Origin of the sequence: Paracoccus sp. P2 (genome assembly GCF_046335115.1) — a bacterium.
GTDB classification, from domain to species: domain Bacteria; phylum Pseudomonadota; class Alphaproteobacteria; order Rhodobacterales; family Rhodobacteraceae; genus Paracoccus; species Paracoccus pantotrophus.
Genome location: NZ_JBGOSN010000006.1, coordinates 73600 through 96914 on the forward strand (window position 1 = coordinate 73600; position 23315 = coordinate 96914).

Below are 23315 nucleotides of genomic sequence, written 5' to 3' on the forward strand. Positions count from 1 at the left end.
CTTCCTTTCCCTCAATGCGGCGGAAACCGGAACCGCCCGGCGATCCGCGCCCGCCACGGCGCCGACAGCGGGCTTTCCACCACGCCATGCCGGTCATAGGCATGCACGAAGCTGGCCCGCGCGCCGATTTCCGCCGCTATTCCCATATGCTTGGCCGGCGCCCCGGCCCGCATGCGAAAGACCAGCACATCGCCCGGCCGCTCGTCGGGCGCAGGCAGCAGCAGCCGCCCCGCCCCGCCCAGCAGCAGCTCCGCCCCGCCGACCTCGCCCCAGTCGGGCGTATAGGCCGGCATGGCCTCGGGCTCGGCGCCGCACAATTCGCGCCACACCCCGCGCACCAGCCCCAGGCAATCCGTCCCCGCCCCCTTGGCCGAGCCCTGATGCACATAGGGCGTGCCGATCCAGCCCCGCGACGCCTGAACGACCGCGCTCATCGGTTCACCTTGGGCGCGATCAGCCAGTCCTCGGGCGGCAGATGCGGAAAGCCGCGAAAGTTCAGGTAGTTCAGGAACTTCATCCGGCAGGTCTCGGCCCGCTTGTCGCAGCCCGCCTCCAGCCGCACCCGGTCGCCCGCGGCGGGCCGGATGCCCAGCGCGGTCCAAAGCTCGACCTCGCGGCCCCCGCCCGGCAGGGCGGCATCCGCCTTGACCCGCGCCGACAGGCCCAAAGCCTCGCCCGACAGCACCACAAGCTGCCCATGCTCGAACCAGCCCGCGTCATGGCCGTCGACGCCCGACAGCGCCAGCCGGCCCTCGGCCTCGGCCTCGACCACCCCCTCGGCCGCATAGCCCGGCCGGGACAGGTCGAACCGGCACTGCCCGTCCCCCAGCACGGCCGAGCAGCGCGGGTGATAGACCCGCCCCTGCGCCCGGCCCAGGGGCTCCGACAGCCCGCGCAGCTCGGCCCGGAACGCCGCGCCGCTGCGCAGCACCTCGCCCAGATGGCCGCGGAAAAGCAGCCGCCGGTTCGCGGTATCGGACCAGTCCACCTCCCACAGCCGCACCTCGGCGCCGTCCCAGCGCCCGGCCATCAGGTCGCGCTCGGTGATGGCGCTGTCCGACAGCGCCCCCACCGCCTCGCTATTGTCCACCGACAGGCCGAGGCCCTGCACCAGCGCCCGCGCGCTCAGCCCGCTGTCGGGGCGAAAGGCGATGCCGTCAAAATCCAGCGCCCCATCGTGATCGGTAAATCCCAGCACCAGCCCGTCGCGGCGCTCGACCGCCCAGGCCCGCGCGATCGTCTCGCTCATAGCCGCACCTCCACCACCGGCACCTGCGGCAGGTCGCCCGCCTGGAAGGACGCGACTGAGACCGCGATCCGGTCGGTGTCGAAGCGCACCGGCACGTCGAACTCGAACCCGGCCGTGACCAGGGCCCCCGGCTCGGGCGGCGCGGCGAAACGGATCACGCCCGCCGCCCAATCGACGGCGAAATCCACGCCGGCGCGCAGTTCCACCTGGCCCACCCCGGCCAGCACCGTGCCCTCGACCGGCTTGGCCACCGGCCGCCAATAGCGCCCCGGACCCGAGGCATAGGCCTTGCGCAGCGCAAACTCGCGCCGCACCCCGTCGCCCATGCCGATCTCCTGGTCCTGAAAGCTCACCGTCCCGCTTGGCGCGCAGGACTTGCAATCCGCCCAGTCCTTCCAGCGGAACCCGTGCATCTGCCCGGCCCGCGCCTCGAAAAAGGCGATCAGCGCCGCCACGTCGTCCAGCGAGCGCAGGCCCAGCCCGGCGTCATAGCGCCGCCGCGAATGCGCCCAGGGCGTGCGCCGCTCCTCGTGCCCGTTGGTCAGCGCGACGATTTCCGTGCGCCGCTCCGGCCCGCCGACCGAGCCGAAGGACAGGTTCGCCGGGAACCTGATCTCGTGAAATGCCATCTCAGCCGTTCCTTTCCCCGCGCGCCAGGAGCCGCGCCATCTGCGCGGCGATCTGGCTCTGGCTGCGCTGGAACCCCGCCACGTCGGGGGTCGAGACATTGAAGGTCACATTGACCGGCCGCCCGCCGCCGCCCGCCGCCGCGACCCCCAGCCGCCCGTCGGCGCCGCGGCGCAGGGGCATGATCGCCTCGGCCCCGGCCTCGCCCATCAGCCCGGTCGCGCCGCGCATCGGGAAATAGGTGGGCTGGCTCACCACGCCGCCCTTGGCAAAGGGCATCACCCGCCCCTGCGAAAACGCCGCCCCCTGGCCAAAGGGCAGCACGGCCGAGACCATGCCGTTCACCCCCTGCGCGATGGCCCCGGCCAGCGCCTGCTCGACCGGTTTCATCGCCACGGCAAAGGCGCTGTCGGCCATGCTGCGCGCGATGCCCTTCAGCGCGTCCGACAGCTTCATGCCGTCGAAGACCAGCCCCGAAAACGCCCGGCGCAGCCCGTTGCCGATCCCCGATGCCAGCGTGCCGACCTCGCGATTGGTATGGACCATCGACTGCCGCAGCCGCGCCAGTTCCGCGTCGAACTCCGCCGCCAGCCGGGCGCTCTGCTCCAGGCCGCGGCCCAGCGCCGGCCCGTCCTCGTCCAGCCGGTCCAATCCGTCCTTCTCCGCCATGACGGCGCCTCCTTTCATGCTAACCTGCGGGCCGGTCGGGATAGCGCGCGACCAGTTCCGCCAGCCGGTCGCGGGTCATCGCGCCCCGGCGCCCCGGCTCGACGCCCAGCATCAGGGCCAGCTCGGCCGGGGTCAGCGCCCAGAACTCGGCCGGCCGCAGCCCCAGCCCGCCCAGCCGCGGCGGACCCATCCCCATGCGCATCAGCCCCGGCCAGTCCAGCCCGCCGCTCATGTCCCCTCGACGCGAAAGGCCCGCGCCAGCAGCGCCGCCGCCGCATGGGCGGCAGCGACCGGCCCGCCGCGCAACTCGGCCGCGGCCAGTTCCGCCATGCCGCCCGGCCAGCCGCCCGCCCGCAGCCCGGCGACCAGCACCGCCATCACGTCGCGGCTGGAGAACCGCCCGCCCTCGAAGCGTTCGACCAGCGCGATCATGCTCTCGGCGCCCAGTTCCGCCTCAAGCCCGGCCAGCGCGCCCAGCGTCAGCCGGGCGACATGGCGCCGCCCGTCCAGCCAGATCTCGACCTCGCCCGCCAGCGGGTTGACCGGCTCAGAAGGCGACGAAGCTGATCGCGCCCGCGCTTGCCATGGAAATCTCATATGTCGCCTCGCCATTGTAACTGCCCGCATATTCCAGCGCCGTGATCTGGAACGGCCCCTCGACCGTGCCGAAATCCGGGATCACCACCTGGAAGCGCGGCACCTCGCCGTCGAAGAACACCTGCCGCGCGCGTTCGTCCGTGGTCCCGTCCCGGAACACCCCGGACCCCGAGATGCTGGCCGAGCGCACCCCGGCGCCCGCCAGCAGCTCGCGCCAGCGCCCCTCGCTTTCCAGGCTGGTCACGTCCACCGTCTCGGCATTGAAGCCCAGCCGGGTCGCCCGCAGCCCCGCCACGGTCTCGAAATGGCCGTCGCCGGTCATGTCCATCTTGATCAGCAGGTCGCGTCCGTTCTGCACCGCCATCGCCGTCTCTCCTCAACCCAGGTCGATGCGCGCGCGAAAGGTCAGGTCGACCCGCCGCCCCGCGCCGTTTTCCACCCGCCGGGCGCGGGCGCGCAGGAACCACAGCCCCGCCAGATGCCCGCGCTCCAGCGCCATCGCGGCGCCCTCCAGCGCCTCGCTGACCGCGACCGCCGCCGCCTTGACGGCACCGAAACCGCCCGCCGCCTCGGCCCCCGACAGGACCGAGACCACAAAATCATGCACTGCGCCCGGCGCCGTCATGTCGCCCGCGTCGCGCACCTCCTCGGGGCCCAGCGCGACATAGATCCCCGCCGGCGCCGCCACCGGCATGGCGTCATAGATCGCGTCGCCCACCATGGCCCCCAGCGCCGCGTCCTCGCGCAGCACGCGATAGACCGCCACCTGCAGCGCGGCCGTTCCACGGTAGCTCATGCCCCCGCCTCCTCTTTGGCGATGCAGACCAGCCAGCGGCCGCCGGCATCGCTCTCGGCCACCGCCTCGATGCGGAACCGGCGCGCCGTCTCGCCCTCGCCCAGGCGCAGCCGCTGCTCGGGGCGCGGGCGGCGGGCATCGCCCACCGGCGCCGCCCTGACGATGATCCGCCAGGTCACGACGCTCTGCGCCCCCACCTCGGCGATGCGCTCCGCCCCCGCGCCCGACCGCATCTCGGCCCAGAGGCGCCCGACCTCCTGCCAGGCCAGGCGGAACCCGCCCATCCCGTCGGGCTCCCGGACCGGGGATTCCACGACCAGCGGCACCGTCGGCCGCGGCAGGCTCATGCCCGGCCGCGCGGGTTGCCGCGCCCCCCCAGCACCCGGACCGAGCGCCAGGGCTCGATCAGCGCGCCGACGCCAAAGGGCAGCGCCCCCGCCGATCCCGCAAAGCTGCGATCCTCGTGATAGCGCGCGGCCAGCAGCAGCACCGCCTGCGCCAGGTCGGCCGGCACCTGCGCCCATTCCGCCCCGAACCCGGCGCGCAAGGTGATCTCGGCGAACCCGCCCAGGGGCACCGCCGGCAGGAACGCCCCCACCGGCGCCAGCACCGGCCGCTGCATGTCCGGCACCAACCGGTAAAGCCCCGCGTCGACGACCACCGAAACGCCCGTCGCATCCGCCGTCTCGACCCGCTCGACCGCCTCGACCGGCGCCAGCGGCAAGGGCTGGCCCTCGGGATCGCGCCATGCCTCCAGCCGCAGCCGGAACCGCCGGGCCAGCAGCACCTTGCCGGTGCGCGCCTCGACGGTGGCGATGGCCGCGCGCAGGAACCCCGCCAGCGCCGCGGTCTCGGCCGCGTCCTCGGCCATGCCGAAACCGGTCCCCAGCCGCAGATGGTCGCGCAACATCGCGACGGGCAGCGCCTCGGCCGCGGGCGCCGTCACTTCCACAAGCATCATCCTCGTCTCTCCCATTCGCAGGGCTTCGGGCAAAGGGGGCCGCGCCGCTGCACCCTCGCGCGCGCGGACAGCTGCACTTGCCAGCAGGGCGCAGTTTCCCGGCGCGGCCCCCGCTTCGGCCCCGGATCAGCCGAAGACCATCAGCTTGACGGCGCGCGCATCGGTGACGCCGCCGCCGACGCGCTTGCTGGCATAGAACAGCACATGCGGCTTGGCCGAGAACGGATCGCGCAGCACCCGCAGATCCGGCCGCTCGACGATGGTATAGGCCGAGCGGAAATCGCCGAACCCGATGGAATGCGAGCCCTGGGCGATGTCGGGCATGTCCTCGCAGACCAGCACCGGATAGCCCAGAAGCTGCGCCGGCTGCCCCATGGCCAGGCTGTCCGCCCACAGGAAGCGGCCATCCGCGTCGCGCATCTTGCGCACCGCGGCGGCGGTCTTGGAATTCATCACGAAGCTCGCATTGGCGCGGTATTGCGCGCCCAGCGCATAGACCAGGTCGATCAGCGCATTGGCCGGGTTGGTGGCGGCGAAATCGCCGGTCCCGCCCGAGGGGATGGTGCCGATCTGCACATTGGTCGCGCTGCCGTTCGGCGCCTTGGCATGGGTCAGCAGGCCGCGCGGCTTGTTCACCCCGTCGCCGCTGATGAAGGCCGTGGCCTCGGCGCGGGCGAATTTCTCGGCGATGCGCCCGGCCAGCCAGGTCTCGACATCGAAGGCCGCGTCGTCCAGCAGGCGCTGGCTGGCCTTGGGCATGGCCGAAAGCTCATGCACCGGGATCACCACCCGCTGCACGCTGGGGGTGCCGGTCTCGGCCTGGGCGGCGGTCTCGGCCGCCCAGCCATGGGCGATGTCGCCCATGTCCACCAGCACCTCATAGCTCGCCGATTCCACCGTCACCACATTGGCGACACGGCGCAACGAGGCGGTGACGTTCAGCGCCTCCTGTACCTGCATGGCCACGGTCGGCGCCGCCAGGAAGCCGCCGTCGCTGGTGGTGGTCATCGCCTTGCCCTCCAGCGGCAGCCCGCGCAGCGCGCCGTCATCGCCGTGGCGGATATAGGCGTCGAAGGCCTTCTGATGCGGCGCACCCTGGTCGGCCTCGGCCGACAGCGGCGCGCGGGGGCGGGAAATCGTCTTGCGGTCCAGCATGGTCATGCGTGTTTCCTGTGCTTCCAATCGGTTCTGAATCTCGCTGCGGAATGCCTTCAACTCCTGGACAAAGCCCAGCATCTCGGCCCCCAGGTCGCCGGGCACATCCGCCCCGGCCGCGGCTTTCACCTCGGTCATGATCCCCTCCGTTTCGGTGAAACTCACTCGGCGCGCAGCGCCTGCGTCGCGGCCCGAAAGGCCGCCGCCATCTCGTGCAGCCGGTCGGACTTGGTGCCGACCCTGGCCTCGGCCAGCATCGGAAAGGTGACCAGCGACACCTCCCACAGCTCGACCTCGGACAGCAGCCGCCGGCCCTTGCCGTCGCGCTCGGCGGAAATGGTGCGATAGCCGATCGACAGCCCGTCGATGGCGCCCGCCGCGACCAGCGCCGCCGCCTCGCGGGCCTGGGCGATCTCGGGCAGCAGCCGCCCCTTGACCCACAGCCCCTTGCCGTCCTCGCGGATCTCCTCCCAGACCCCGATGGGCCGGGCGGGATCGTGCTGCCACAGCATCCGCACCCGGTCGCCCCGCGCCTCCAGCCGCTTCAGGCTGGCGGCATAGGCGCCGCGGACCACGACATCGCCGCCCTGGTCGGCCAGGCCGAACAGGCTGGCATAGCCCTCGATCCGCGTGCCCTCGGCCACCAGCGACCCGCCGGCGGCATATTTCAGCTCCAGCCCGTAATCTTTCGAATCCACCTCACCCTCCTTTCGGGGCATATTCCAGGATGGACTGCACCGCCTGGGTCAGGATGACCGCGACGACGCCATAGACGGTCATCCACAGCCGCCGCTCCAGCCCCTCGATCAGCGCCTCGATGCGCTCCAGCCGGCGCTCCACCTGGGAAAATTGCAGCGCCATGATCCGCTCCTGCGTCTCGAGGCGCTGGTCGTGCCAGTCGAAGGGCTCCTTGACGAAACGCGAGCCCTCCATCTCACCCCTCCCCCTCCGGCAGGGGCGGCAGCCCCAGCGCCGCCCGCTTCTCGGCCGGGGTCAGGAAGCCGGCCTCGCCGACGCGCTTCCAATGCTGGTCGCGCTCCTCGGCCAGGGCCGGCACCTGGTCGGGATCGGCGCGCAGGTCGATCTCGGCCCCCAGATGCTCGGACAGCCACCAGGCCAGGGCACCGGCCACGCGCGAGACCAGCGGCAGCACGGTTAGCCGGTAAAAGGCCCGATGCGCTTCGGCGTAATTGGCATAGGTCGCCTCGCCCGGAATGCCGATCAGCATCGGCGGCACCCCGAAGGCCTGGGCGATCTCGCGCGCCGCCGCCAGCTTGGTCTGGTGAAACTCCATGTCCGAGGGTGAGAACCCCATCGGCTTCCAGTCGAGCCCGCCCTCCAGCAGCATCGGCCGCCCGGCATTGCGCGCGCCCTGGTGATGCATCTCCATCTCCGTCACCAGGCGCTCATACTGGTCCGGCGACAGGCCGCCCTGCCCGTCGGCGCCCTTGTAGACGATGGCGCCGCTGGGCCGCGCCGCATTGTCCAAAAGCGCCTTGGACCAGCTCGAGGCGCTGTTATGCACATCCACCGCCACCGCCGCCGCCTGCATCGGCGACAGCCCGTGATGGTCGTCCAGCGGATGGAAACTGCGGATATGGCAGATCGGATCGGGACTGCCGGCCATGTCGAAGCGGACCTTGCGCCCGCCCACGCCATATTCATAGGCGACCGGCCAGCCGTCCGCCCCCGGCACCACCGCCATCCGGTCCGAGCGCAGCACGTGCAGCTCGGCCGGCAGCCCCTGCGCACCCTCGCCCACCGCCTCCAGATAGCCGTCGCCGCTCAGCAGGATCTGGCCGTAGAGCGCCTCGAACAGCTCGGCCCGGCCCTGGCCCGGATTGGGCCGGCGCATCAGGTCCAGCACCGGATGCACCTCATAGCGGCGCTCGCGGTCCTGGCAGATCAGCGGCACGGCGGCGGCGGCCTCGGCGATCAGCCGCACGGCGCGGAACCCGACCGGATTGCCGACGAAGCCCAGCCGCGTCAGGCTGACCGTGTCGCGCGGCGACCAGACCACGCGGCCCGAACCCGCCGCCAGCGCCACCAGCTTGCCGGCGGCGCTGGCCTTCTTCTCGACCGCGCCGGGCGGCCGCGCGGGCGCAGCCCCCCGCCCGAACCAGGGAAATGCCATCGGTTCCTCCTGAAATGCCAATGAAAAAGGGGCCGCGCCCGCGACCCCTCCCGGACCCCGCAAGGCCCTTTCACCGTTTCGAAAATACCCTGGGGGGAAGCGCCTGCGGCCCCCCGTCCAGGGGGGCGGCAGGCGCGGGGGGNGCGCAGCCCCCCGCCCGAACCAGGGAAATGCCATCGGTTCCTCCTGAAATGCCAATGAAAAAGGGGCCGCGCCCGCGACCCCTCCCGGACCCCGCAAGGCCCTTTCACCGTTTCGAAAATACCCTGGGGGGAAGCGCCTGCGGCCCCCCGTCCAGGGGGGCGGCAGGCGCGGGGGGCAAAGCCCCCTAAAGCCCCCGCACCGCCGGGCGCAGGTGATGCGCGGCCGGCGCGATCACCAGCTCGTGGATGGCCCAGACCAGCGCATCCAGCCGATCGGGCGAGCCGCGCCCGTCATAGCCCGCCACCGTCATGCGGCACATCTGCTCCTCCAGCTGGCCCAGCCCCCGCAGGTGGCTGACCCGCCCCTGCTCGTAAAGCGCCGCCACCGGCTCGGCGCGCAAGCCCTTGCCGCGCCCGGCGCGCAGGGCGCGGAACGGCACCAGCGGATCGACCTGGCGGATCACGCTCTCGACCAGGTCGCCGCCCTGGTTGACCTCGGCCACCAGCCGCTCGGCGCCGTGGCGCTGCATGGCGGCGATGGCGGCCCGCGCCCAGTCCAAGGGCCCGCCCCGGACCGAGGCATCCTCCAGCACATAGGCGCGCCATTCGGTCGCCGGCCCCTCGGCCACCGCCCCGGCCACCACGATGCCGCATTCGTCCGACGCCGCGCCGCCCGTCACCGCCGGATCGACCGCGACGACGATGCGCGACAGCGCCGGGCAAGCCTCGACGCGGCAGCGCTCCAGCAGGGCGGCGCTCCACAGCGCCCCCTCGACATCCTCCAGCAGCAACCCCTCCAGCTCCTGCCGCCCCAGCCGGGTGCCGCCATAGCGCGCCTGCACCTCGGCCATGAAGCTTTCCGCCAGATAGGCCCGGTTCGCATCGGTCGGCGCATGGGTGGTCACGGTCGAGGACTGCCGCAACAGCCGCTTCAGCACCGCCACGTTCCTGGGCGTGGTGGTGACGACCTGCTGCGGATGCGGACCCAGCCGCAGCGCGAATTGCAGCATGTCCCATGTCTCCTCGGCCTTCTTCCACTTGGCCAGCTCGTCGACCCAGGCCGCGTCGAATTGCGGCCCGCGCAGCGCCTCGGGCTCATGGGCCGAGTAAAGCTGCGCCACCGCGCCATTGGGCCAGACCAGCCGCCGCCGCCCCGCCTCCCAGACCGGCCGCCGGTCGGGCGGCGACGAGGCCAGGATCCCCGATTCCCCGAACACCATCACGTCGCGGGCCTGGTCCAGCGTCTCGCTGACCAGCGCCACCCGGCGCGCGCGGCCCGGCGCCTCGGGGGTTGCGCCCTCGACCTGGGCGCGCACCCATTCGGCGCCGGCGCGGGTCTTGCCCGCACCGCGCCCGCCCATGATGACCCAGCTCTTCCAGTCGCCCTCGGGCGGCAGCTGGTGCGGCAGCGCCCAGAACTCGAAAAGCCAGGGCAGGCTGGCCAGCGCATTCTCGCCCAGACCCGCCAGGAACGCGTCAACCTCCTCCTGCGCGGCGCAGGCAAGCCAGGCGGCGCCCGATCTCGTCTCGTGCCGCGTCAAGGTCGAGTGCGCCTGCACCGACCCGCCCGGCAGCATCCTTGCGAAGCTTGTCAACCTTGCTCCTTTCCTCCAGCACCATCTGGGTCGCGGCCCGCAACTCGCGCACCAGCTTGCCGGATTCCTTCAACTCGCCCGTCTCGCCGGCCTCGATCCGCTCTCGCAGCCGGTTCAGTTCCGCCGCATAGGACCGAAACAGCCCGTCCGCGATCTCCAGCACGTTTGTGTCCGGCGCCTCGGCGCCGGGCACGAAAGGCCCTTCCGGCGCCCCTGGCCCCGGATCGAAACTCTTGGTCATTCTTGATCGCCCTGCCGTCCTGTGCCTGTCCGCACGAGCGAGACATGAAAAAAGCGGCCTCGGGGTCGCCCCCGGCCGCTTGCCCATCTCTCCCAGCATGGGGAATTTCTACTTCAGGGCGTGCGCCGAGTCAACGCAAAACCGGGGATTGCGCGGTCGCCGCTGCCATAGCCAAGCGAAATCAACGGCTTGCCAAAAGCAACACCCGCCGCGCGCCCTGCGCAACAGGGCCGGAACCGGACGCGGCCCGCCGCATCGCTTCTTCGTTCCCCAAATACCCGGGACGGCAACCGGGCCAGGGGCGCAAGCGCGCCCCGCTCACGCCGGCCGCGCCTCCCACCTGCACCCCGGCGCCCGTCAGTCGCCCTGCACCGGCGACAGCGGCTGGCCCCTCTGGCGCTCGATCTCGCGCCAGCGGGCGACGTTGCGGTTATGCTCCTCCAGCGTGCGGGCGAATGCATGCCCGCCCGAGCCGTCGGCGACGAAGAAGACGTAATCGGTATCCTCCGGGTCCATCGCCGCGGCGATGGCGGCCCGGCCGGGATTGGCGATGGGCGTCGGCGGCAGCCCGTCGATCTGATAGGTGTTATAGGCCGTGCGCCGCCGCAGTTCCGAGGCGCGGATGCCGCGGTCCAGAACTCCCTTGCCCTCGGTGATGCCATAGATCACCGTCGGGTCGGTCTCCAGCCGCATGCCCTGCCGCAGCCGGTTGACAAAGACGCTGGCCACCACCCGGCGCTCTTCCGGCTGGCCGGTCTCCTTCTCGATGATCGAGGCCATGACCAGCGCCTCCTCGGGCGTGGCATAGGGCAGGTCGGGCTCGCGCGCCTCCCAGGCCGCGGCCAGGATCGCCTCTTGCCGCCGCGCCATCTCGGCCAGCAGCGCGGCGCGGTCGGCGCCCTTCTGCACATCATAGGTGTCGGGGGCGAGGCTGCCCTCCTCGGGCAGGTCCGCGACCTCGCCGCCCAGGAAACCGGCCTGTTTCAGCCCCTCGACCACCTGCCAGCTCGTCACCCCCTCGGCGACCGAGATGCGCAGCCGCGCATCGGGCTTGGCCTCCGCCGCGGTGACGACCTCGGGCGCCGGCTCGCTGGCGGGGTTGTATTTGGCCTGCTCGGCAAAGACCCCGGTCTCGGCATCCATGTCGCGCAGGATCACCGAGTTCTCGCGCACGCCGATGCGGAACACCACCTCGGTGCCGCAGGTGCTGGGACCGCCGGCGGTGATGACCCGGACGATCTCCGCCATGCTGGCATGCGGCGGCATCAGGTAGGAGCCGTATTTCAGATCGCGCGATTTCCCGGCATAATCGGCGCCCGCCCGGAACACATAGGCATTGGACACCACGCCCTGCTCGGCCAGCTGCTGGCTCACCGCGTTCAGGCTGGCGCCGGGGGCGACGCGCACGCAGGCGGCCAAGGCGCTGGGGCCGGGCCGGGTGTATTCGTGCTTGCCCCAGGCGATGGCCGCCGCGACCGCGATCAGGATCACGATCAGCAGCGTCAGGAAATTCGACGCGATATGGCGCCAGATCATTCCTTGACCCGCCCCATCACCAGGCTGGCATTGGTGCCGCCGAAGCCGAAGCTGTTGGACAGCACGTGATCCACCTTGCGCCGCACCGCGGCATTGGCGGCCAGGTCGACCGGGGTTTCGCGCGCCTGCTTGTCCAGGTTGATGGTCGGCGGGCAGATCTGGTCGCGGATGGCGAGGATGCAGAAGATCGCCTCGACCGCCCCCGCCGCGCCCAGCAGGTGCCCGATGCTCGACTTGGTCGAGGACATCACCACATTGCCCGCCGCATCGCCCAAGAGCCGCTCGACCGCGCCCAGCTCGATCACGTCGGCCATGGTCGAGGTGCCATGCGCGTTGATATAGTCCAGCGCGCCCGGCGCGAGGTTGGCGCGCTTCAGCGCATTGGTCATGCTGCGGAAACCGCCGTCGCCATCCTCGCTGGGCGCGGTGATGTGATAGGCGTCGCCCGACATGCCATAGCCCAGGATCTCGGCATAGATCCTGGCGCCGCGCGCCTTGGCATGCTCGTATTCCTCCAGCACCACGACGCCGGCGCCCTCGCCCATGACGAAGCCGTCGCGATCCTCGTCCCAGGGCCGGCTCGCCGCCTTGGGATCGTCCTCGCGCTTGGTGGACAGCGCCTTGCAGGCGTTGAAGCCGGCGATGCCGATCTCGCAGATCGGGCTCTCGGTGCCGCCGGCCACCATGACATCCGCATCGCCCAGCGCGATCAGCCGCGCCGCGTCGCCGATGGCATGGGCGCCGGTCGAGCAGGCGGTGACGACCGCATGGTTCGGCCCCTTGAAGCCGAAGCGGATCGAGACCTGGCCCGAGACCAGGTTGATCAGCGCCCCCGGAATGAAGAACGGCGAAACCCGTTTCGGCCCGCGTTCCTTGATCAGCACCGCGGTATCGGCGATCGAGGACAGCCCGCCGATGCCCGAGCCGATCATGACCCCGGTGCGCTCGCGCTCGTCCTCGTTCGCGGGCTCCCAGCCGGAATCCTTCACCGCCTGCTCGGCGGCGGCCATGCCGTAAAGGATGAAGTCGTCGACCTTGCGCCGGTCCTTGGGCTCCATCCAGTCGTCGGGGTTGAACGTCCCGCCCGAGCCGTCGCCAAAGGGGATCTCGCAGGCATATTTCGTCGCCACGTCCTTGGTGTCGAACCGGGTGATCGGTCCGGCGCCGGATTCCCCGGCCAGAAGCCTCGACCAGGTCTCCTCGACCCCCGAGGCCAGCGGCGTGACCATCCCCAGTCCGGTGACGACAACTCTGCGCATGCACGGGCTCCCTTCGCAACGCTCAATCGGGCAGGTTCTACACGCCGCCCGCCGGCCGCGCAACGCAAAGCGCCGCCCGGGCGGCGGGCCGCCGCCCCCGCTTCCGGGTCAGTCGCGGTGAAACGCCGGCTTGCGCTTTTCCAGAAAGGCCCGCATGCCCTCGCGCTGGCCCTCGGTGCCGAACAGCCGGTGGAACAGCCGCCGTTCCCAGGCGACGCCCTCGGCCAGCGACAGCTCCTCGGCCCGCATCACCGCCTCGCGCGCCAGCCGCGTCGCCGGCCGCGAATAGCCGGCGATCTGCCGCGCCGCCGCCATCGCCTCGGCCACGACCTGATCGTCGGGCACCACCCGCGCCACCAGCCCGGCGCGCAGCGCCTCGGCCGCGTCCATCATCCGGCCGGTCAGGTGCAGGTCCATCGACAGCGCCCGCCCGATCAGCTTGGTCATGCGCTGCGTGCCGCCCATGCCGGCGATCACGCCCAGCTTGACCTCGGGCTGGCCGAATTTCGCCCCCTCGCCGGCAATGGCGAAATCGCACATCATCATCAGCTCGCAGCCGCCGCCCAGCGCATAGCCGTTCACCGCCGCGATCTTGGGCGTGCGCGTCGCCGCGAACCGGTCCCAGATGGCAAAGAAATCCGCCTCGACCATCTCCTCGGCGCTCTTTTCGGCCATTTCCGAGATATCCGCCCCCGCCGCGAAGGCGCGCTCCGAGCCGGTGACGACCACGGCCCCCACGCCCCGGTCGGCATCCAGCGCCTCGGCCGCCGCCGTCAGTTCCTCGGCCAGGGCCGAGTTCAGCGCGTTCAGCGCCTCGGGCCGGTTCAGCCGGATCAGCGCCACGCGGCCCTCCCGCGTGATCTCGATCAGTTCAGCCATGCTCCCCCCTCACAGGTTGCGGGCGATGACGAGGCGCTGCACCTCGCTCGTGCCCTCATAGATCTGGGTCACGCGCACGTCGCGATAGATGCGCTCGACCGGGTAATCGGCCAGGTAGCCATAGCCGCCATGCAGCTGGATCGCCGCCGAACAGACCCTTTCCGCCATTTCCGAGGCGAAAAGCTTGGCCATGCTGGCCTCGGTCAGGCAGGGCTTGCCGGCCTCGCGCAACATGGCGGCGCGCAGCACCATCAGCCGCGCCGCGTCGATCTGCGTCGCCATGTCGGCAAGCCTGAAGGCCACCGCCTGATGCTCGATGATCGGCCGGCCAAAGGTGATGCGTTCGCGCGCATAGGCCAGGGCCGCCTCATAGGCGCCGCGCGCCATGCCGACCGCCTGGGCGGCGATGCCGATGCGCCCGCCCTCCAGGTTCGACAGCGCAATCCGGTAGCCCTCGCCCTCGGCGCCCAGCCGGTTCTCGACCGGCACCCGCATGCCGGTGAATGCCAGCGCGCAGGTGTCCGAACTGTGCTGGCCCAGCTTGTGCTCGACCGAGACCACCTCGTAGCCCGGCGTATCCGTCGGCACGATGAAGGCGGAAATCCCCTTCTTGCCCGCCGCCGCATCCGTCACCGCAAAGACGATCACCACCTTGCCGTTCTTGCCCGAGGTGATGAACTGCTTGGCCCCGTCGATGACGTAATGGTCGCCCTCGCGCCGCGCCTTGGTGCGCAGGTTCGAGGCGTCCGAGCCGGCATGCGGCTCGGTCAGCGCGAAACCGCCGATCCACGCGCCGCTGGCCATCTTCGGCAGGAAGCGCGCCTTCTGCTCGTCGGTGCCGAAACGCAGGATCGGCACGCAGCCGACCGAGCTGTGCACCGACATGATGGTCGAGCACGCCCCGTCCGCCGCCGCGATCTCCTCCAGCGCCAGTGCATAGGCGACCGCGCCGGTTTCCGAGCCGCCATGTTCCTCGGGCACCAGCATGCCCAGAAAGCCCAGTTCGCCCATCTCGGTCAGCTCGGCGCGCGGAAAGGCATGTTCGCGGTCGCGCTGCGCCGCCCCCGGCGCCAGCCGTTCGCGCGCAAAGTCGCGGGCGGCGTCGCGGATCTGTTCCTGTTCCTCGGTCAGCATCATGGCATCCTCTCGATGGCCACCGCCGTCGCCTCGCCGCCGCCGATGCACAGGGACGCGATGCCGCGCTGGCCGCCATGCGTCTCCAGCGCCGCCAGCAGCGTGACCAGCACCCGCGCGCCGGATGCGCCGATGGGATGGCCCAGCGCGCAGGCGCCGCCATGGATGTTCACCACCTCATGCGACAGGCCAAGGTCGCGCATCGCCGCCATGGCGACCACGGCGAAAGCCTCGTTCACCTCGAACAGGTCGTAATCCGAAAGCGCCGTCCCCGTCCGCTCCAGCAGGCGCCGGACCGAGCCGATGGGCGCGGTCGGAAACAGCCCCGGCTTGTCGGCATAGGTCGCGTGGCCCAGGATCCGCGCCCGCGGCACCAGCCCGCGCCGCTCGGCCTCCGAGGCCCGCATCAAGACCAGCGCCGCCGCCCCGTCCGAGATCGACGAGGAATTCGCCGCCGTCACCGTGCCCCCCGGCCGGAAGGCGGGCTTCAGCGTCGGGATCTTGTCCAGCCGCGCCTTGCCCGGCTGCTCGTCGGTATCCACGACCGTCTCGCCGCCGCGGCCCTTGACCGTCACCGGCGCGATCTCGCCCGCAAAATGCCCGGCGGCAATCGCCTTCTGCGCCCGGGTCAGCGAGGCAATCGCGAATTCGTCCTGCGCCTCGCGGGTGAACTGATAGACTTCCGCGCAATCCTCGGCGAATGTGCCCATCAGCCGGCCCTTGTCATAGGCGTCCTCCAACCCGTCCAGGAACATGTGGTCCATGACCTGCCCATGGCCCATGCGATAGCCCGACCGCGCTTTCGGCAGCAGATAGGGCGCGTTCGACATGCTCTCCATGCCGCCCGCCACCACCACCTCGGCGGAACCGGCCAGGATCAGGTCATGCCCCAGCATCGCCGCCTTCATGCCCGAGCCGCACATCTTGTTGACGGTCGTGGCGCCGGCGCCCAGCGGCAGGCCCGCGCCCAGCGCCGCCTGCCGCGCCGGGGCCTGGCCCTGGCCGGCGGGCAGCACGCAGCCCATGATGATCTCGTCCACCGCCTGCGGGTCCAGCCCGCCCAGCGCCGCCTTGATCGCGGTGGCGCCCAGCGCCGCGGCCTCGACCCCGGCGAAATCGCCCTGAAAGCCGCCCATCGGCGTGCGGGCCGCGCCCGCGATGACAATCGGATCGCTATCCATGATGAACCCCCCTTATTTCGGTGCCATGCGCAGCGCGCCGTCCAGCCGGACGACCTCGCCGTTCAGCATCTGGTTTTCGACGATATGGCGCACCAGCGCCGCATATTCCGCCGGGTTGCCCAGCCGCGGCGGAAACGGCACGTTGGCGCCCAGGCTGTCCTGCACCTCCTGCGGCAGCCCGGCCATCATCGGCGTGGCAAAGATGCCCGGCGCGATGGTCATCACCCGGATGCCGTGCCGCGCCAGTTCCCGCGCCGCCGGCAGGGTCAGCGCCGCGACGCCGCCCTTCGAGGCCGCATAGGCCGCCTGCCCGATCTGCCCGTCATAGGCCGCGATCGAGGCGGTGTTGACGATCACCCCGCGCTCGCCGCCCTCGCCCGGCGCATTCTTCGCCATGGCATCGGCGGCCAGCCGCAGCATGTTGAAGGTGCCGATCAGGTTGATCTGGATGGCGCGGGCGAAACTCTCCAGCCCATGCGGCCCCTCGCGCCCGACGATCTTCTCGCCCGGCGCCACGCCGGCGCAATTCACCGCCACGTCGATCCGGCCAAAGGCCTCCAGCGCCGCGGCAATGGCCGCCTCGCCCTCCGGGCCGCTGGTCACGTCGGTCCTGACGAAACGCGCCGCCTCGCCCAGTTCCGCCGCCATGGCCGCGCCGGAATCGGCATTCACGTCCAGCAGCACCGCCCGCGCGCCCGCGCCCACCGCCATGCGCGCCACCGCCGCGCCAAGGCCGGACCCGGCGCCTGTGATCACAAAAACCCTGCTCTCGATCTGCATGATGCGTCCTTATTTCCGGGCCAGTTTCTCGACTTCCGCCTTGCGCAGGATGAAACGCTGGATCTTGCCGCTCGGCGTCTTGGGCAGGTCGGCGACGAAATCGATCATCCGGGGATAGGCATGGGCCGACAAGCGTTTCTTGACATGCTGCGCCAGTTCCTCGCGCAGCGCCTCGGTCCCCTCCGCCCCCTTGGCCAGCACGACGAAGGCTTTCACGATCTCGGTGCGCTCGGGGTCCGGCACGCCCACCACCGCCGCCTCGACCACCGCGGGATGCTCGATCAGCGCGCTTTCCACGTCGAAGGGGCCGATGCGATAGCCCGAGGAGGTGATGACGTCATCCGACCGGCCGATGAAGCTGATCGACCCGTCCGGCTCGAACTCCACCGAATCGCCGGTGCGGTAATAGCCCCCCGCCAGCGCCGGCGTCGCCTGGTTCAGATAGCCCGAGAACCACATCAGCGGCGAACGCTTCATGTCGATGGCCAGCACGCCCGGCTGGTTCGGCCCCAATTCGTTACCGTCATCGTCCAGCACCACCACGCGATAGCCCGGCATGGCGAGGCCGGCCGAGCCCGGACGCACCGGATGCTCCAGCCCGTGATGGTTGTTCACGCACATGCCCATCTCGGTCTGGCCGTAATGGTCGTGGATCGGCACCGAAAGATGCTCGCCGAACCAACGGATGATCTCGGGGTTCAGCGGCTCGCCGGCGGAACTGACCACCCGCAGCTGCCCCTTGACCGCCGCGGCCGCCTCCGGCCCCGCCGCGATCAGCAGCCGATAGGCGGTGGGCGAGCCGGCAAGACTCGTCACCCCCATGCGCTCGATGATCCGATAGGTCGTCTCGGCGGTAAAGCCGCCCTCGTAGAAGATCGTCGGCTGGCCCAGCAGCAAGGGCCCGGTCAGCGCGTAATAAAGCCCGTAAGCCCAGCCCGGATCGGCGATGTTCCAGAACACGTCGCTTTCGCGCAGGTCCACCGCATCGCGCATATAGGCGCCAAAGGCCAAGAGCGCCCGCAAGGGCACCGGCACCCCCTTGGGCAGGCCGGTGGTGCCCGAGGTGGACATCATCATGAACAGATCCTCGCCGCGCCGCATCACCGGCTCGAACTGGTCCGAGGCCATGGCCAGCGCCGCGCGGAAATCCACGTCGCCCGGCGCCAACGGCGCCTCGCCGCGCAGCACGGCGACCAGCGGGCAATCCTCGACCTCGTCCAGCTTGGGGCGCTGCGCGGCATTCGTCACCACCAGCTTGGCGCCGCTGGTCTTCAGCCGGTGCTCGATGGCCTTGGGGCCGAAGGCGGTAAACAGCGGCTGATAGACCGCGCCCAGCCGCCAGGCGCCCAGCACCACCGCGACCAGCTCGACCGTGCGCGGCAACAGCCCGGCGACCACGTCGCCCGGCCGGATGCCCTTGTCGCGCATCAGGTTCGCCGCCCGCGCCGCCATGCCGCGCAGATCCTCGAAGCTGTATTCCACCAGCGCCTCGTCCGGCGACAGGCAGCGCAGCGCCACCCGGTTCGCGCCGCAATGGCGGTCGCAGCATTCGACGCAGGCATTCAGCCCGGTCTCCAGGTCGCCGCGCAGCCCGGCGATGGCGTCCTCGATGCGAAAGCGCGCCACGGCCTCGTCATAGCGCGTCCGGGACAGGGTGGTCGCAGACATGTCTCTCCTCCTCAACTCTCCCGCATGGCGCGGTTTCCCCGAGTTCGCCGGCAGCTTAGCGCCGGCGACATTGCAAACAATGCCATTGGCGGCCAGAATATCTGATCGGTTTTGCAACAAGGGGCGCCATGGAACGCCGCACCATCACCCCCGGCTTCGTCGAGGACGCGCTGGACTGCCTGCACCGCCGCGGCATCGACCCGGCGCCGCTCTTGGCCCATGCCGGCATCCCCGCCCTGGGCGAGCCGGTCTCGAACCTGCAATACGGCAAGCTCTGGCTCGCCATCGCCGAGCGCATCCGCGACGAATTTTTCGACGAGGCCGCCCGCCCCATGCGCCCCGGCAGCTTCCAGCTGCTCTGCCATGCGGTGCTGCATGCCGGCACGCTGGAACGCGCCCTGCGCCGGGCGCTGCTGTTTCTCTCCGTCACCCTGGACGACCCCACCGGCACCCTGCGCCTGCGCGACGGCCAGGCCGAGATCCTGCTCAGCGACGCCGGCCCGCCGCGACGCGCCTTCGCCTATCGCAGCTACTGGCTGATCCTGCTGGGGGTGATGTGCTGGCTGATCGGCCGCCGCATCCCGCTGATGCAGGTGGATTTCGCCTGCCCGGCGCCGGAAAACCGCCGCGACTATCACCAGTTCTTCGGCGCCCCGGTGCATTTCGACCAGCCCGCCAGCCGGCTGAGCTTCGCCGCCAGCTACCTCTCGCTGCCGACCATCCGCAGCGAAAAGGCGCTGGAGACCTTCCTGCGCGGTGCCCCCGCCAACATCCTGCTGCGCTATCGCCACGACCAGGGGCTTTCCGCGCGCATCCGCAGCCGGCTGCGCGCCGCCCCGCCCGAGGACTGGCCTCATTTCGACCGCCTCGCCGCCGAGCTGCGCCTGGCCCCCGCCACCCTGCGCCGCCGGTTGCGGGCCGAGGGCCAGGGCTTTTCCGCCATCCGCGCCGAGATCCGGCTGATGCGCGCCCGCCAGCTTCTGCGCGACACCGGCCTCAGCGTGGCCGAGATCGCCACCCGGCTCGGCTATGGCGAACCCAGCGCCTTCCACCGCGCCTTCCTGAAACTCGCCGGCACCACGCCGGCCGCCTTCCGCCGCGACGCGCTCAGCCCGCCAGCATCCACAGCCGGAACCGCCGCCCGCCGGTGATCTCGCGCGCCAGGCCCATGGCCTTCATCCGCGCCAGCATCCGCTCGGCGGTGTCGCGGCTGATGCCGGCGCTGTCCTCCAGCATCGCCGCGTTCAGCAGGGGATGCGCCGCCAGCGCCCGGATCACCCGGCCGGCATTGTCGCCCTTGACCCCGGCCATCGCCGCCTGTGCGCGGGCCTGCCAGTCGGCGACCCGTGCCAGCTCGTGCCGCGCGTCCTGAATCCCCGCCGTGACCGCGGCAAGATGCCGCGCCATGCGCTCGGCCGGCGGGCCGGCATCGACCCAGACCGCGCGGCCATGCCGGCCCAGCGGGACAAAGCGCAGCGCCTCGCAGCCCTCGGCCATGTCGCGCGCCGTCCATGTCGCGGGCTCGGCCAGCATCTCGGGCGCCGACAGACCGCACAGCCGCCACAACACCCGCAGCGCCGCCGCCCGGACCAGCGGCGACAGCGCCGCGACCTGCCCGGCCAGTTGCCGGAACTCCTCCACCGCCGCGTCGAAATCCTGCCCGGTCGGCCGCGTCGCCAGCAGCTCGTCCAGCCCCGAGACCGCGGCCCGGTGCAGGCCCAGGAAACCGCGCAACTCGCGCGGATCGCCCTGCCCCTCCAGCCGACGGATGCCCCAGCGCGCCAGCCGCATCGCCTCCAGGTCGGCGCCGGCCCGCGCCTCCATCAGGTCGCGGCCGATCTCCTCGCGCCGCAAGGGCGTGCCCTGCGCCCACAGCATCGCCTCGACCTCGATCAGCGCCAGCCGGCGGTTGGCGCCGGCCCGCGCCTCGGGTTCCAGCGCCGCGACCGCGCCCTCCAGCCGGCCCAGCGCGAAGGCGGCCCGCGCCAGTTCCGGCGCCAGCCCGGCCTGAGCGGAAAACCAGTCCGCCGCATCAAAAAACTGATGCGCAGCCGATTTTCCGTGATATTCTATGTCCGAAGCGGATGGCATGTTTCCCGACCTGCAAGCAGCCTTATCCGCAGAATAACCCCATTTTGCGGATCACTGGAAGAGGGGCTTTTCACCCCCCTGCCCCGATGCCCCATCCCGGCCGCCGGGGACCGCGGCCGGGGCCGGACCTTCCCCGCGGGGAAGGTCAATCCAGGCTCTCCAGCATCACCCGCACCGCCGCCTCCAGCTTGCGCCGGTCCACGGCCGAGAAGTCGCGCGGCAGCCGGATCTCCAGCCGCCCGTTCGAGGCGGTGCATTTGGCGCTGCCCTGCGGCCGCTGGATCTGGAAGCTGATGCGGGCCTTCCCCGCGGGGACGGTCGGCGTGGTGCTGCGCGGCGCGGCGGCCGGCGATTCCGCGTCGCCCGCCAGCCCGGCATAGCGGCGCAGCAGCTCCAGCTCGTCCTTGACCGAGCGCGAATCCCAGTTCTTCAGCTCGGCCCGGATCGCCGCCGCCGTGCCCGGCACCTCGTCCAGCCGTTGCGCCAGCGCCAGCCCCAGCGCGCGCGGGATGTCGGGCGCGTATAGCAAGGCATCGCCCAGGGCCTCGACCAGCCGGATGAAGCTGCGGATATAGCTGCGCTTCTGGTAGCCGGCGGATTTGAACAGGATCGCCACCGCCTTCTCGGGGTCGCTCTCCTCGGTCACCGGGTCCATGGCGTAATGCAGCGCCAGCTGCGCCATCTCGGCGAAAGAGATGTCCTTGCGCACCATGTTCTCGTCGACCATGCGCCGGTATAGCCGCTCCAGCTCGTCGCCGCGCGCCGCGATGCCGGCCGGGATGCGGCCCCATTTCTCGGCATCGCCCGTCTCCTCCAGCAGCTGGCGATAGGCCGAAAGCCGGCGCCAGCCCTGGATCAGCTCATAGCGGCCGCCCTCGGCCGGCTCGACCCGGATCGGGTTCGACAGCCCGATGTCGCGGATCGACTCGACCAGTTCGGTCAGCTCGTAATCCGGCCCCGCGGCGCGGTCGCGGATCAGCTTCTGCGCGTCGATGGCGTCCAGCGGGATCAGGTCGGTGATCAGCCCGGCCCGCTTCAGCCGCACATGTTCCTGGGCCAGCGCATCGTTCTCGGCCCGGATCTGCGCCTCCAGCCGGGCGCGGTCGCGGGTGGATTCCGCCGTCTCGGTGATGGCGGTGGCCATCGGGCCGCGGCGATGCTCCTTTTCCTCCTTCCCCGCGGGGAAGGTTTCCGGCGCGACCTCGGCGGGCTCGTCCGGCATCTCGATTTCGAACATGCGGCGTTTGCGGCTCATGCCTCATCCTCCAGCTTGTCCCAGGCCGCGACGACATGGGATTTGAACTCTTCATAGGCCTGGTCGAAGGTCGCCCGCGCCCGGCGCCAGGTGCCGCGCGTCATCTCGCGATAGTCGATCTCGTAGATCGAGCTGAGGAACCGGCCCGATTGCTCGACCGCGCGCGTGAGCTCGATCGGGTGCTGGGCCATGTGCTGGCCGAAGACCTGCTGGAAGGCGCCGTACATCGCCTGGTGCAGCTCGTTCGACGGCTCGTAGCGCGTCATCAGGAAGCGGATGTCGGCAAAGGCCTTGGGCAGCCTGATCTTCCCCGTGGGGAAGTTTTCGAAGCCATGCGACAGGTCTTCCAGCGCCTCGGAGAGCTGGCCGATGAAGCTGGTGGTCGAGTCGTATTCCCAATAGCCGGGGCCCGAGGGGATATAGAGCATGTCGGCGGCAAAGACCGCGTTCATCGACTGGTAGCCGATGGCCGGCGGGCAGTCGAACAGGATCAGGTCATAGGCATCGTCCGCCAGGCTGTCGAGAAAGCGCGACACCGCGCCGAAGAAGGTCCATTCCGGGTTCAGGTGCCGGTACTGGGCGCTGGCGAACTCGACGAAGGCGGCATTGGCGCAGCTCGGGATGATGTCGATGGTCGGCCAGGCGGTCGGCTTGATGAAGTCCGCCGGGCGCAGCATGCCGAGCCCCATGTCGCGGATCGAGGCCGGCAGCTTGCGCTGGGGCAGGGCGGTGCCCGACTCGGCGCCGCGGGCGGCGGCGTTCATGCGGTCGGTCTCGCGTTCCAGGTCGCGGGCCATGATGCCCCAGACGGTATGGTCCTCGCCGACATCGGTCAGGCCCATGGAATGGCTCAGCGTCGCCTGCGGGTCGAAATCGACGACCAGCACCCGGTAGCCGTCCAGCGCCGCGGCATGGGCAAAGTGCAGCGCCACGGTCGACTTGCCGGCGCCGCCCTTGAAATTGGCGATGGCGGCGCGGAAGGCGCGCTTGCCCTCGGGGCGCCAGGGCATCAGCGTCTTGCGGTTGATGCGGATGCGGCGGCGCAGCTCGTTGATCTCGTCGAGCGAGAACCAGCGCTGGCGGCCGTCCTCCTCGACTTCCCCGAGGGGAAGGTTCGGCTCGGCCGCGAGCTTGCCGCGGAAGGTGGACTGGTTGATGCGGAAGATCAGTTCGGACACCTCCCAGCTCGAGAAGCGGCGCAGCGTCTTCTCATTGGCCGGGCTGAAGGTCTGGCGCCGGATCCAGCCCTGCATCTTCAAGGATTGCGCCTGCAGCTTGGCGAGGTCTTCGTGCGTATACATAGGATGCCTGTATTTTTAGGACGCAGATTTTCTTCCGTTTCGCTTTTACGCCGGATTTGCACAT

The 23315-nt window shown here is 70.9% G+C and carries 27 protein-coding genes; 1 reads left to right on the forward strand and 26 read right to left on the reverse strand.

Going from position 1 to position 23315, the window contains the following annotated elements:
• Positions 1 to 11: 11 nt before the first annotated feature.
• The 23 genes from ACDP63_RS06005 to ACDP63_RS06115 form a co-directional block, all read right to left on the reverse strand.
• The gene (locus tag ACDP63_RS06005; RefSeq protein ID WP_409927855.1) at positions 12 to 434 is read right to left on the reverse strand and encodes an NlpC/P60 family protein; all 423 of its coding nucleotides are present in this window, start codon (positions 432 to 434) and stop codon (positions 12 to 14) included.
• Positions 431 to 1249 carry a DUF2163 domain-containing protein gene (locus tag ACDP63_RS06010; RefSeq protein WP_333483913.1) on the reverse strand — a complete coding sequence of 273 codons (819 nt, stop codon included), beginning with the start codon at positions 1247 to 1249 and terminating at the stop codon, positions 431 to 433. Before ACDP63_RS06010 ends, ACDP63_RS06005 begins: the two co-directional genes overlap by 4 nt.
• Complete coding sequence (locus ACDP63_RS06015) at positions 1246 to 1878, reverse strand: DUF2460 domain-containing protein (RefSeq protein ID WP_024843682.1); 633 nt, start codon at positions 1876 to 1878, stop codon at positions 1246 to 1248. The genes ACDP63_RS06010 and ACDP63_RS06015 overlap by 4 nt, the downstream gene beginning before the upstream one ends.
• A gap of 1 nt (position 1879) precedes the next feature.
• Positions 1880 to 2545 (reverse strand): phage tail tape measure protein, encoded by a 666-nt coding sequence (locus ACDP63_RS06020; RefSeq protein ID WP_024843683.1) that lies wholly within the window; start codon positions 2543 to 2545, stop codon positions 1880 to 1882.
• Between the two features lie 19 nt (positions 2546 to 2564).
• Positions 2565 to 2777, reverse strand: coding sequence for a phage tail assembly chaperone (locus ACDP63_RS06025; RefSeq protein ID WP_024843684.1), 213 nt, complete (start codon positions 2775 to 2777; stop codon positions 2565 to 2567).
• Entirely contained in the window at positions 2774 to 3142 is a 369-nt protein-coding gene (locus tag ACDP63_RS06030) for a gene transfer agent family protein (protein ID WP_024843685.1), read from the reverse strand. Before ACDP63_RS06030 ends, ACDP63_RS06025 begins: the two co-directional genes overlap by 4 nt.
• Positions 3093 to 3506 (reverse strand): phage major tail protein, TP901-1 family, encoded by a 414-nt coding sequence (locus tag ACDP63_RS06035; protein WP_024843686.1) that lies wholly within the window; start codon positions 3504 to 3506, stop codon positions 3093 to 3095. The genes ACDP63_RS06030 and ACDP63_RS06035 overlap by 50 nt, the downstream gene beginning before the upstream one ends.
• Before the next feature lie 12 nt (positions 3507 to 3518).
• Positions 3519 to 3938 carry a DUF3168 domain-containing protein gene (locus ACDP63_RS06040; RefSeq protein ID WP_024843687.1) on the reverse strand — a complete coding sequence of 140 codons (420 nt, stop codon included), beginning with the start codon at positions 3936 to 3938 and terminating at the stop codon, positions 3519 to 3521.
• Entirely contained in the window at positions 3935 to 4285 is a 351-nt protein-coding gene (locus ACDP63_RS06045; RefSeq protein ID WP_024843688.1) for a head-tail adaptor protein, read from the reverse strand. The genes ACDP63_RS06040 and ACDP63_RS06045 overlap by 4 nt, the downstream gene beginning before the upstream one ends.
• Complete coding sequence (locus ACDP63_RS06050) at positions 4282 to 4899, reverse strand: hypothetical protein (protein ID WP_024843689.1); 618 nt, start codon at positions 4897 to 4899, stop codon at positions 4282 to 4284. Before ACDP63_RS06050 ends, ACDP63_RS06045 begins: the two co-directional genes overlap by 4 nt.
• Before the next feature lie 126 nt (positions 4900 to 5025).
• Positions 5026 to 6192, reverse strand: coding sequence for a phage major capsid protein (locus ACDP63_RS06055; protein ID WP_024843690.1), 1167 nt, complete (start codon positions 6190 to 6192; stop codon positions 5026 to 5028).
• Between the two features lie 23 nt (positions 6193 to 6215).
• Positions 6216 to 6773 carry an HK97 family phage prohead protease gene (locus tag ACDP63_RS06060; RefSeq protein ID WP_024843691.1) on the reverse strand — a complete coding sequence of 186 codons (558 nt, stop codon included), beginning with the start codon at positions 6771 to 6773 and terminating at the stop codon, positions 6216 to 6218.
• Positions 6754 to 6987 (reverse strand): hypothetical protein, encoded by a 234-nt coding sequence (locus ACDP63_RS06065; RefSeq protein WP_024843692.1) that lies wholly within the window; start codon positions 6985 to 6987, stop codon positions 6754 to 6756. The genes ACDP63_RS06060 and ACDP63_RS06065 overlap by 20 nt, the downstream gene beginning before the upstream one ends.
• A gap of 1 nt (position 6988) precedes the next feature.
• Positions 6989 to 8188 carry a phage portal protein gene (locus ACDP63_RS06070; protein WP_024843693.1) on the reverse strand — a complete coding sequence of 400 codons (1200 nt, stop codon included), beginning with the start codon at positions 8186 to 8188 and terminating at the stop codon, positions 6989 to 6991.
• A gap of 328 nt (positions 8189 to 8516) precedes the next feature.
• On the reverse strand, positions 8517 to 9908 hold the full coding sequence (locus ACDP63_RS06075) for a DNA-packaging protein (protein WP_177209316.1): 1392 nt from the start codon (positions 9906 to 9908) through the stop codon (positions 8517 to 8519).
• Positions 9808 to 10167: a hypothetical protein gene (locus tag ACDP63_RS06080; protein ID WP_024843695.1), complete on the reverse strand. Its 360-nt coding sequence runs from the start codon at positions 10165 to 10167 to the stop codon at positions 9808 to 9810. Before ACDP63_RS06080 ends, ACDP63_RS06075 begins: the two co-directional genes overlap by 101 nt.
• Before the next feature lie 357 nt (positions 10168 to 10524).
• Entirely contained in the window at positions 10525 to 11703 is a 1179-nt protein-coding gene (gene mltG, locus ACDP63_RS06085; protein ID WP_036747269.1) for an endolytic transglycosylase MltG, read from the reverse strand.
• Positions 11700 to 12962 carry a beta-ketoacyl-ACP synthase II gene (gene fabF / locus ACDP63_RS06090; protein ID WP_024843697.1) on the reverse strand — a complete coding sequence of 421 codons (1263 nt, stop codon included), beginning with the start codon at positions 12960 to 12962 and terminating at the stop codon, positions 11700 to 11702. Before fabF ends, mltG begins: the two co-directional genes overlap by 4 nt.
• Positions 12963 to 13070: 108 nt before the next feature.
• Positions 13071 to 13841: an enoyl-CoA hydratase-related protein gene (locus ACDP63_RS06095; RefSeq protein WP_024843698.1), complete on the reverse strand. Its 771-nt coding sequence runs from the start codon at positions 13839 to 13841 to the stop codon at positions 13071 to 13073.
• Positions 13842 to 13850: 9 nt separating this feature from the next.
• The gene (locus tag ACDP63_RS06100; RefSeq protein WP_024843699.1) at positions 13851 to 14978 is read right to left on the reverse strand and encodes an acyl-CoA dehydrogenase family protein; all 1128 of its coding nucleotides are present in this window, start codon (positions 14976 to 14978) and stop codon (positions 13851 to 13853) included.
• Entirely contained in the window at positions 14975 to 16156 is a 1182-nt protein-coding gene (locus ACDP63_RS06105; protein ID WP_409927856.1) for an acetyl-CoA C-acyltransferase, read from the reverse strand. The genes ACDP63_RS06100 and ACDP63_RS06105 overlap by 4 nt, the downstream gene beginning before the upstream one ends.
• A 12-nt stretch (positions 16157 to 16168) precedes the next feature.
• A complete protein-coding gene (locus tag ACDP63_RS06110) occupies positions 16169 to 16936 on the reverse strand; it encodes an SDR family NAD(P)-dependent oxidoreductase (protein ID WP_024843701.1) in 768 nt (255 codons plus the stop codon).
• Between the two features lie 9 nt (positions 16937 to 16945).
• A complete protein-coding gene (locus tag ACDP63_RS06115) occupies positions 16946 to 18604 on the reverse strand; it encodes an acyl-CoA synthetase (RefSeq protein WP_024843702.1) in 1659 nt (552 codons plus the stop codon).
• Between the two features lie 128 nt (positions 18605 to 18732).
• Between ACDP63_RS06115 and ACDP63_RS06120 the strand changes: the two genes are divergently transcribed.
• Positions 18733 to 19755 carry an AraC family transcriptional regulator gene (locus tag ACDP63_RS06120; protein WP_024843703.1) on the forward strand — a complete coding sequence of 341 codons (1023 nt, stop codon included), beginning with the start codon at positions 18733 to 18735 and terminating at the stop codon, positions 19753 to 19755.
• Here ACDP63_RS06120 and ACDP63_RS06125 read toward each other — a convergent pair.
• From ACDP63_RS06125 to ACDP63_RS06135, 3 genes are all read right to left on the reverse strand, one after another.
• Positions 19712 to 20695, reverse strand: a complete 984-nt coding sequence (locus ACDP63_RS06125) for a hypothetical protein (RefSeq protein ID WP_024843704.1) — start codon at positions 20693 to 20695, stop codon at positions 19712 to 19714. The two genes, ACDP63_RS06120 and ACDP63_RS06125, sit on opposite strands and share 44 nt — an antisense overlap.
• 145 nt (positions 20696 to 20840) lie before the next feature.
• Complete coding sequence (locus ACDP63_RS06130) at positions 20841 to 21950, reverse strand: ParB/RepB/Spo0J family partition protein (RefSeq protein WP_024843705.1); 1110 nt, start codon at positions 21948 to 21950, stop codon at positions 20841 to 20843.
• Entirely contained in the window at positions 21947 to 23251 is a 1305-nt protein-coding gene (locus ACDP63_RS06135) for an AAA family ATPase (RefSeq protein WP_028709961.1), read from the reverse strand. Before ACDP63_RS06135 ends, ACDP63_RS06130 begins: the two co-directional genes overlap by 4 nt.
• Between the last annotated feature and the right edge of the window lie 64 nt (positions 23252 to 23315).